Here is a 10407-nt window from a genome sequence, read left to right as displayed (position 1 = left end):
AACCCTAATGCTTCTGTAAGATTATAGCAATACGTAAGCAAGGTCCGCATAAAATCAACTAATACCTGAAAAATTTCCATTAGTTTGCTCCTATACGAGTATTAATGACGAATACAAATGGCCTTTGCGTGTCTATATACGTTATGGTATGGTCTATATTTCATCCATACAGACACTTTGACATTTCCAAATTTGTGTTATCACGGAACCGGATCGTAGCCTCCCGGATTAAAGGGATGACAACGTAAAATACGCCGGATTCCTAAATAACTGCCTTTAAAAGGTCCATATTTGCGTAATGCTTCCAAGGTATACGTCGAACATGAGGGATAAAATCGACAAGTTTTAGGCTTTAATGGAGAAATTCCATAGCGATAAAATTGTACCAAGCCGATGAATAGCATATTCAACAGTTTGGTTAAGAAGGTCAAACAGCGTTTCATGGATACGCCTCTTTCTAAGCTTCATTACTTTTAAGTAATTTGCTCTTTTTAAAAAGATACATCATTTCCTTACACGCCTGGTCATAGGTGGCGCTCGCCATGCGAGCCCGTCCTACAACCACAATAGCATAGCCTTCTCGAATAGCATGCTGATTAAGACGATATACTTCTTTCATAAGCCGGCGCACCCTGTTGCGCTCCACCGCACCGCCTACCTTTTTACCGGTTACAAAACCGATACGGGTAGCCTGCTTGGCCACGGGCATACGGTAAACCACACAGAGACGACCGACTTCATAATTGCCATGTTTATAGACAAGACGATATTCACTGTTTTTACGAATTCTTCGTTCTTTATCTAATTTAAATGTCAATTCACTCATATCATCATCCCATGCCATTATGAATAGAAAAACTTGGCAGCAGCGCCAAGTTTTTTCTCCTGCCTAAAAGCTATTATATTATGCAGATAATTTCTTTCTGCCTTTAGCACGACGTCTTTTCAAAACAAGACGGCCGCCAATAGTCTTCATACGTTCACGGAAACCATGAGTACGTTTTCTCCAAAGAGTATTTGGCTGATATGTACGTTTCATGTATAAAACACCTCCTTGAGATTGTTCTTGTAATTACTTATACCATAACAGCATAATTATAAATATAAAGCCATGTAATGTCAATACTCACTCGATAGATTCAATCATTATTAGCCATATACTGTGGATATATATTATATACATTATACTTTTAATATCGCCGAAAAGATATCCACAACCACGATGACAATTCTTCCTATTTCTGATAAAATATAGAGGATGAAATATAAAAGGAATCTCATATTGTGACTAATAAAACTAGGTTATCAACAAGATATACACAACTTATGCACTACTTATCCACAACATAAGTGATAACAGTATAAAGTCAGTGTTTATCAGTTGTTCTAACCTATTTATTTTTTCTCTTTTTTCAAAAAATTCGAAGTTATACACAGGTTAGGTATTTTTAGTTATTCACAGTATGACACCCTGGGAAGGAAATGGTATGTCAAACATCAATCTTAACGATTTTTGGAATAAAGTACGCGAAGATATTGAAGCCACATTACCAAGAGAAATTTTAGAAAGCACGATTATACGATTGCTCCCGTTACAATTGGACGAAATCAGTAAGACCCTTACATTAACCACGATGCAAACGTATATTAAGGATTTTATTGAAAATGAACCGACGATAAAAAATGCTTTTCAAAATTCCGTAAATAATGTTTGGCAGCGTTTTACCAAAAACAATTCTCCACTTACAATTATTATTACAACGCCGGGGGACAAAGAACCGGCGACCCTTCACGAAGAGGTAAAAACAACCGTAGCCCAACCGTCCGTGATGACGCCACCGGAATCAACGGCTTTTACAACTCAACCGGTAAACTACGACGACAGTCAAATCGCCTCCATTCCGCAATCACAGCTGGGCAATGAATCGGGCTATGACATGAATGAGTATGAAAATGCGCCGTACGAAACAACCGCTCATGCCAATGAAACGGCCACCCATGCGCCCAATTATAACGGCTATGATCAATTAGCCAGTCAATACGGTTTACCACCGGCCGCACCGGCGCCGTCACAAACACCGCTGCATACACCGACCTATGATGAACCGGTTGTCGTTGATTCCGTACGTAAAAACGACGCCACTAAATCAGGCCCGTATATTCCAAGCGCTTCACCGATGGAATCGGATAGTTTATTCCCACCGTCGGAAATACCGCAGGAAGCGGCGTCTATGCAGTCTAACAGCAGTCAAACAACCTTATATAAAAATAACGAATCTATTTTAAAATTAAATCCGGATTACACCTTTGCCACCTTTATTGCCGGCGGCTCCAGCCAAATGGCCTATGTGGCAGCACAAAATATTGCGGAAAATCCGGCCAATCGCTATAATCCGTTCTTTATTTACGGTAAATCAGGTCTCGGTAAAACTCACTTAATGCATGCTATCGGCAATGAAATTCATCGCCGTTATCCCCATTTGCAAATCATGTGCATTACCAGCGAAAACTTCTTGAATCTCTTCGTTCAATCTATCCGTTACGGTCAAACCAATATGGATATATTCCGCAGCACGTTCCGTAAAGTCGATGTCCTCTTGATTGATGATATTCAGTTTATTCAAGAAAAACGCTACGCCGGCACGCAAATGGAATTTTTCCATACTTTTAATGCCTTAACGGACAGTAAGAAACAAATTGTCCTCACCAGTGATGTACTACCGCAAGATATGGAACAAATGGAAGATCGCTTGCGTACCCGATTCAGCTCCGGCCTGGTGGTAACCATCGATCCGCCAAACTCCGAAACTTTGGAAGCCATTACGCGCTCCTATGTAGACAAACAGCGTGAATTATTGCCAAATCTTAACATTCCGAATGAAGTAATTCGTTTCTTCGGCAACACCTATTACAATCGCAGCGTCCGTGATTTGCAAGGGGCTCTTACCAAATTAATCACCGCCGCTGAACTGGATAATAAATTAGATCAAATTACCGTGGAATATACGCGCTATATCCTGCGTGATCTCATTCCGGAAAGTAAAAAATCCGTATTATCCGTCGCCTATATTCAAGATTTTATTTCTGATTATTTCAAGATAAAAAAAGAATCCTTAGTCGGTCAGAAACGGAATAAGCAATACGCTCATCCGCGCCAAATCGCCATGTATCTGTGCCGTGAACTCATCAATGAAAGTTTTCCACAAATTTCGCAAGCTTTCGGCAAAAAGGATCACACCACAGCTCTCCATGCCTATAATAAAATCAGCGAAGATTTAGCTAAAAGTGCTGATTTAAAGCGAACTATCGATGATATTATCAGTAAAATCAACGAAGATACCTAAGGAATAGCGGCTGTGGATAACTCTGTGAATAAGTTGTGTATAGTTAGTGATTAACTTCCAAGTTATTGACAAGAACGACTCAAAAAGTTCATAAGTGGATAACTTTTTCGTTCTATTCACAAACTTATACCCATGTGGAAAACCTATTAAAAATGCCACTTTAAACAGCTTATCCACTTATACACCGCCCCTACTACTAAGACTACTAATAATTAAAAACTTAATCACATCCGTAATAGTAAAGGAGACAGGCCATGAAAATCCAATTTGCAAAAGATACGTTACAAAAAGCGATTAATGCCTTAGCCAAGGTTAGTCAGAACAAAACAAGTTCTAATTTACCCGGTGCTATCTATATAACAACTAAAAACGGTAAAGTAGAAATGCAGGCCAATGATTATGAAATCGGTATCCGCATTACTATTGATGCTAATATTATCGAAGAAGGTACTATCGTACTCAGTACTCGTTATTTCCAAGAATGGGTTCGCAAAACTCCAACGGATACCATTACTTTAGAATCTAATGCAGAAACTAAACAATTATTATTGAGTTCTGAAAGTTCTCAATTCAACCTCATCACGATGGATCCGGATGATTTCAACTTAGTTGAACAGATTCACGATGAAAATCACATTGATGTAGACGGCGAGCAATTTAAACAGATGATTGATTTAACTAACTATGCCGCTGCCAATGATGATGATCGTCCGATTTTTACCGGTGCCTTATTGGAAGGTGAAAGCACCAACTTAACCATGGTAGCTACCGATACACACCGTATGGCCGTTAAGAAAATCAACTTAGAGGCACCTATGCCGGCGGCTATGCGTATTTTGATTCCAACCAAAACTTTGGCGGAAGTATCCCGTTTATTGCCAACCGATCAGCCAACCGTAGTGCGCATCATTTGGAATCGTACGAATGTAGTATTCTTATTTGATACTATTTACTTATTCTCCCGTTTAATCGAAGGTCAGTATCCTGATTATGAAAAAGTAATCCCATCTCAATTCGATTCCAGTGCGATTTTAAACAGCCGTGACTTTGCCGGTGCCGTAGATCGTGTATCCTTATTGGCTAAAGATGCGAGCTACAATGTTATTCGTTATGACTGGGATGAAAAAGAAGTTACTTTGTCCACGCAAAATGCTGAAATCGGCATGGCTAAAGAAGAAGTACTTTGCGAATTTAAAGGTACACCGTTTACCATTTCCTTTAACGGTCGTTATATCGGCGATATTTTGCGTCACAGCAGCGGCGACAGAATTCATTTATACTTAAAACAGAACGGTCCCGTTGTTATCCGCCAGGATGATAATCCAAATTATACTTATGTAGTAACGCCGGTTCGCACGAACTAAGACATATACTGAGATGTAAGCTTATATAATATAATAGTTGCAGAGTTAACATCACGTTTTGTGAGGAGGCAATTATGAGTACAAAAGAACCGATTCAAGTAGAAATTTACACGCCTTATATTAAATTGGATCAATTATTAAAATTGGAACAAATTATTGGCACCGGCGGTCAGATTAAATTTTTGCTTGATGATGAAAAAATCAAAGTCAATGGCGAAGTTTGCCATGAAAAACGCAAAAAAATATACCCTGATGACCTGGTTGAAATTCAAGGTATCGGTACCTTAGTCGTTGTTAAAGAGGAGGCCGGCGAGTGAACATTCACTCCTTGGAACTCGTTAATTTCAGAAATTACGAGCATGCCAATTGGACCTTTCCGCCCCATATCATCGTGCTTCACGGACCCAATGGTGTAGGTAAGAGTAATCTTTTAGAAGCCTTATATGTGAGCACCATCGGTCGTAGTTTTCGTACCAATGATACCCAAGATTTACTGCAATTCGGTGCTAGTGAAGCTGGTATTATTGTGGAGTTTACGAAGCGCGATACGAGACATAAAATCAATTTGAAGCTCAGTGGCAAGGAAAAGAAAGATATTCGTCTCAACGGTAACCGAATTTTACAAAAAGAATTAGTAGGCACCTTGAATACCGTGCTTTTCAGTCCTGAAGATTTACAGCTCATAAAAGGCAGTCCCTCTTTGCGCCGTCGCTTTTTAGACATTGAAATATCGCAGACCAGTGCTTTATATTATCAGCAACTGCGCTTGTATAATAAAATTTTGCAGCAACGCAATAAAGTGTTAAAGGATTCTTACGGCAAGCGGGATATTTCCTTAGCCGAATGGGATACACAACTTGCGGAGACCGGCTCTTTTATTATAAAAAAACGACTGGATAGTTTACGTAAAATTAATCTCTTGCTGGATTTGATGAATCGCAAACTCACAGGGGGCAAAGAGAATTTAAAGCTTACCTATGAGCAACATCAAATTTCAACCGGATTTTTAACGGAACCGCAAGCGTTTTATGAGCAATTGCAGGCTAATTTACCGGTGGATCGGCATCGCATGAGTACCTCTTTTGGGCCTCATCGAGATGATTTAGGCTTCTTTTCCGGTCCTATGGATTTGAAACGATTCGGTTCGCAAGGTCAGCAACGCACGGCTATTTTATCGCTTAAATTAAGCGAATTGGAATATATCAAATCGGAAGTGGGCGAGTATCCTATATTGTTATTGGATGATGTGCTCAGTGAATTGGATAAGGAGCGACGGCAAAATCTGTTGAATTTTATCCATAAGAAAATTCAAACGTTTATAACTACCACCGATTTGGAAGATGTGAAACAGCTAAGTGATGTGGAACTCATTAATTGTGAAAGGCGGTGATCATGATGAGCGAAACGTTTGAGCCGAAAAATGGCATACAACCGGGAGTCTCCGAGGCTAAGACGGAGGCCGCTACCGGGGACGATGCAACAGTCCGTTATATTGAAGGTCTCTTGGCCGCCAAGCGGCCGGCCGGACCCATCGGCTATAAGCCGGATGCCTATGTGCGGCAATATGATACGCATTTGAACAGTAAATACAAATCGTTCAACGTATTCAAACAATTCGCCGTCATGCGCCTGTATCATCATTGGCCCAAAGTAGTGGGCACGGTGCTGGGCAAACAGACTAAAGTGCTTGAAATTAAGCCGCCCATTATTAAAGTGGCGGCCATGACATCACCCTGTTTGCAGCAACTGCAGATGATGAAACGTCAATTATTGAAGAAGATTAATGAGTTTTACGGCTCGGAGCTTATTACGGATTTAGAATGCACCATGTATCGGCAAAGCTATTTGAAAGCCATTCAGCCGGTCGATGCCGTATCGGTGCCATCGGCAAATAGCAAAGGCTTAATCAAGGGCGATACATCGGCCTATATGGGCAAAGCAAAACGCACTGATTCCTATGAACGGGTGCTCATTAATTTCAAAGCGATTCCCATTCCCGCTGATGTGATGGCTCAAATAGACACATCGGTGGCGAATATAAAAAGCAAAGACTTACGCCGGCAGCTGAAAGAGGTGCAGATAAAACAGTATAAGAAGACAGTATATCTGAAGGACCAAGGCTATCATAATTGTGAGCGTTGTGAAAACTTGATTGGTCCGGACGATACACTGTGCCCTTCCTGTACTATAAAAGCGCAGGAACATGAGGCTTTTTTATATCGTCAGCATATTAATGGTATTAAAGATAGATTGATGCAGGAACCCTTTGCCGTATATGATGAAATGCGTCAACATGTACCACAGTGCACTATGACCGATTATCAGCTGGCACATCGTGAATGCGTGTATTTTTTCAGAAATCGTGTGGTCAAGGAAGAATCCAACGAGAATTATGATATATATATGCTGTTAATGCTGATTACGCACAAAAAAGCAGAACAGCTAAAACCGGAGTTTGTACGCAATTCGGTTTTAAAAATGCGGGCTCAATACAAGGAGGCTGTAAAGTCTCGTAAACCGCAAAGCAATTGAAATATAGAGAAAGTGATGGTAAGATGTATGTTCGTTCATTTATCGGATACGTATAGCGTGTCTATTGAAGATATCGTGGCGGTGGTACAGGATATTCCGCTTTTAAAAGGGCGGCGCCGTCGCAATAAGCAATGGCAAAACAAGGATGTAATCCAAGTTTTTCCGGATGAACCGATTGAATGTTACTTGGTTACAGTGGATGCGGTTTATGGCTTAAGTATGTCCATTACGGGCGTAGGCCGCCGTTTACAGCGCGCCGCTACCGGTATTCCGGTAAGCTTATACACAAAACGATAAAAATAGAGTATAATTAAGGATAATTGTTTTATAAAGCTAAATCCCCATAGATATGGTTTATTACTGAAATTAGGGAGGATATGGAATGGCAGAACAGAATTACAGTGCCGATAATATACAGGTCTTAGAAGGCCTGGAAGCGGTACGACGCCGCCCGGGGATGTACATAGGGAGTACATCATCTAAAGGGTTGCACCATTTAGTATATGAAGTTGTTGATAACAGTGTGGACGAAGCCTTAGCCGGCTATTGTACTCATATTGAAGTCAGCATTAATGAAGATAACAGCGTTACCGTTACCGATGACGGCCGCGGTATTCCGACCGGTATGCATGAAACCGGCGTTCCGGCGGTTGAATTGGTTTTGACAAAATTGCACGCCGGCGGTAAATTCGGCGGCGGCGGTTACAAAGTATCCGGCGGTCTTCATGGCGTAGGTATTTCCGTAGTTAATGCTTTGAGTGAATGGACGGTTGTTAAAGTTCGTCAGGAAGGCAAAGAACAGGAAATTACTTTTGCGCGCGGTCATTTGCAAAGTCCGTTAAAAGTCATCGGTGAAGCTAAAGATACCGGCACAACCGTTACTTTTAAACCGGATGCAGAGATTTTTGAAACTACCGTATTTGATTTCGGCGTATTGCGTACTCGTTTACAGGAATTGGCTTTCTTGAATAAAGGTCTGCGCATTACCCTTACGGATAAACGTCCGGAAGAAAATTTAGTAGAAAGCTTCATGTACGAAGGCGGTATTACATCCTTTGTTGAATTTTTAAATGAAGGCAAAAACTTGGTTAATCCTACTGTTATTGATGTGGAAAACACGCGTGACGATGTAGTGGTTGACGTAGCGTTCCAATACAATGACAGATACAGCGAAACTTTATTTTCTTTCGTTAATAACATTAATACCATTGACGGCGGTACCCATTTGAGCGGTTTCCGCAGTGCCTTGACTCGTACTTTAAATGATTACGGTCGTAAATCCGGTCTCATTAAGGACAATGAAAGCAATTTATCCGGTGAAGACGTGCGTGAAGGTTTGGCTGCCGTTATCAGTGTAAAAGTGTTAGACCCTCAGTTTGAAGGTCAGACAAAGGCAAAACTGGGCAACAGTGAGGTCAAAGGCATTACCGATACGGTTGTGTCGGAAGGTCTTAAAACATTCCTTGAAGAACATCCGGCGGAAGCTAAACGTATTATTGAAAAAGCAACCAGCGCCACCCGTGCTCGTGAAGCAGCTCGTAAAGCTCGTGAATTGACCCGTCGTAAAAATGCTTTGGAAGTAAGTTCTTTACCGGGCAAATTGGCAGACTGCTCCGAAAAAGATCCGCTTATGACAGAAATTTATCTCGTCGAAGGTGATTCCGCAGGCGGTAGTGCCAAACAGGGCCGTGACCGTCGCTACCAGGCTATTTTGCCGTTGCGCGGTAAGATTTTGAACGTAGAAAAAGCGCGTTTAGATAAGATTTTAGCTAATAATGAAATTCGTTCCATGATTACGGCCTTCGGGACCGGTATCGGGGAGGATTTTGATCTCGATAAGAGTCGCTATCACAAAATTATTATCATGACTGATGCGGACGTTGACGGCGCCCATATTCGTACGCTTTTGTTAACCTTCTTCTATCGTTATATGAAACCGCTCATCGAAGAAGGACGCGTATATATTGCGCAGCCGCCATTGTACCAAATCAAAAAAGGCAAGGGCCATTGGTATGTGTACAGTGATGCGGAAATGGCCGCAAAGCTTGATGAAATCGGTCGTGATAATATTACGATTCAGCGATACAAAGGTTTAGGTGAAATGAATCCGGAACAGCTTTGGGAAACCACTATGAATCCGGAAAACCGCACCATTTTGCAGGTAAGTTTGGAAGATTCCATTGAGGCCGATAAGATTTTTAGCGTACTCATGGGGGATAAGGTAGAACCGCGTCGCAAATTTATTGAAGATAATGCTAAATTAGTTCGTAATTTAGACTTGTAGGGTGGGAGGATAGTTTATGAGTGATGCAGCGAATACTAAATTAAAAAGAAGTCTGAAATCGCGCCACATGAATATGATTGCCTTGGGCGGCTCCATTGGTACGGGCCTCTTCGTAGCAGGCGGTGAAGTAGTTAGCACCGCCGGCCCTGGCGGCGCTTTGGTAGCCTATGGTTTTATTGGTATTATGGTTTATTTCTTGATGACCAGTTTGGGTGAAATGGCTACCTATTTACCGGTACCGGGCTCGTTCGGTACCTATGCTTCCCGTTATGTAGATCCGGCTTTCGGTTTTGCTTTGGGTTGGAACTATTGGTTTAACTGGGCTATTACCTTGGCCGCGGAACTCGTGGCCGGTGCTTTAATTATGAAATACTGGTTCCCGGATATTCCGGCCATCGTGTGGTCGGCCTTGTTCTTGGCGGCTTTATTCTTGATGAATTATTTATCGACCCGCTCCTTCGGGGAAAGTGAATATTTCTTCTCCAGTATGAAGGTTATTACCGTTTTCGTGTTCTTATTTGTAGGCACCATGCTCATTTTGGGCATTGGCGGTACATCGCCGGGATTTGAAAACTGGACACGCGGTGAAGCTCCGTTTGTAGGCGGTTTTGCTTCTATTATGGCCATCTTCATGGTAGCGGGCTTCTCGTTCCAAGGTACGGAATTAATCGGGGTTGCTGCCGGTGAATCGGAAGAGCCTGAAAAAAATATTCCAAAAGCGATTCATTCCATTTTCTGGCGTATTATTTTATTCTATATCGGTGCTTTCGTAGTTATAGGTTTCTTGATTCCGTATGACGATCCGAATTTATTGAATTCCAGTGTTGAAAATGTAGCTATCAGCCCATTTACTTTGGTACTCGATCGTTTCGGTTTTGCTTTT

General features: G+C 41.5%; 11 protein-coding genes. 8 read left to right on the top strand and 3 right to left on the bottom strand.

Features of this window, described 5'->3' with window-relative positions:
• Positions 1-200: 200 nt before the first annotated feature.
• The 3 genes from yidD to rpmH all read right to left on the bottom strand — a co-directional run bounded on the left by yidD (position 201) and on the right by rpmH (position 1039).
• Complete coding sequence (gene yidD, locus E7204_RS02810) at positions 201-443, bottom strand: membrane protein insertion efficiency factor YidD (protein WP_021840463.1); 243 nt, start codon at positions 441-443, stop codon at positions 201-203.
• Positions 444-457: 14 nt separating this feature from the next.
• The gene (gene rnpA, locus E7204_RS02805; protein WP_295181349.1) at positions 458-826 is read right to left on the bottom strand and encodes a ribonuclease P protein component; all 369 of its coding nucleotides are present in this window, start codon (positions 824-826) and stop codon (positions 458-460) included.
• 78 nt (positions 827-904) lie between these two features.
• A complete protein-coding gene (gene rpmH / locus E7204_RS02800; protein WP_006555255.1) occupies positions 905-1039 on the bottom strand; it encodes a 50S ribosomal protein L34 in 135 nt (44 codons plus the stop codon).
• Between the two features lie 448 nt (positions 1040-1487).
• Here rpmH and dnaA point away from each other — a divergent pair, with 448 nt between their 5' ends.
• From dnaA to E7204_RS02760, 8 genes are all read left to right on the top strand, one after another.
• Positions 1488-3344, top strand: coding sequence for a chromosomal replication initiator protein DnaA (gene dnaA, locus E7204_RS02795; RefSeq protein ID WP_295181343.1), 1857 nt, complete (start codon positions 1488-1490; stop codon positions 3342-3344).
• 254 nt (positions 3345-3598) lie between these two features.
• Entirely contained in the window at positions 3599-4708 is a 1110-nt protein-coding gene (dnaN, locus tag E7204_RS02790; protein ID WP_295181341.1) for a DNA polymerase III subunit beta, read from the top strand.
• 74 nt (positions 4709-4782) lie between these two features.
• On the top strand, positions 4783-5025 hold the full coding sequence (locus E7204_RS02785; RefSeq protein WP_295181339.1) for an RNA-binding S4 domain-containing protein: 243 nt from the start codon (positions 4783-4785) through the stop codon (positions 5023-5025).
• Positions 5022-6098 carry a DNA replication/repair protein RecF gene (gene recF, locus E7204_RS02780; protein WP_295181337.1) on the top strand — a complete coding sequence of 359 codons (1077 nt, stop codon included), beginning with the start codon at positions 5022-5024 and terminating at the stop codon, positions 6096-6098. Before E7204_RS02785 ends, recF begins: the two co-directional genes overlap by 4 nt.
• 2 nt (positions 6099-6100) lie before the next feature.
• Entirely contained in the window at positions 6101-7240 is a 1140-nt protein-coding gene (locus tag E7204_RS02775; protein WP_295181335.1) for a DUF721 domain-containing protein, read from the top strand.
• A gap of 27 nt (positions 7241-7267) precedes the next feature.
• Positions 7268-7537, top strand: coding sequence for a hypothetical protein (locus E7204_RS02770; protein ID WP_127059033.1), 270 nt, complete (start codon positions 7268-7270; stop codon positions 7535-7537).
• Positions 7538-7622: 85 nt separating this feature from the next.
• Positions 7623-9524 (top strand): DNA topoisomerase (ATP-hydrolyzing) subunit B, encoded by a 1902-nt coding sequence (gene gyrB, locus E7204_RS02765; protein ID WP_295181332.1) that lies wholly within the window; start codon positions 7623-7625, stop codon positions 9522-9524.
• A gap of 16 nt (positions 9525-9540) precedes the next feature.
• A partial coding sequence (locus E7204_RS02760; RefSeq protein WP_295181330.1) for an amino acid permease occupies positions 9541-10407 on the top strand: 867 nt, incomplete at its 3' end.

The organism is Veillonella sp. (genome assembly GCF_015058545.1).
Lineage (GTDB): Bacteria > Bacillota > Negativicutes > Veillonellales > Veillonellaceae > Veillonella_A.
This window is presented reverse-complemented; position numbering and strand designations above follow the sequence as displayed.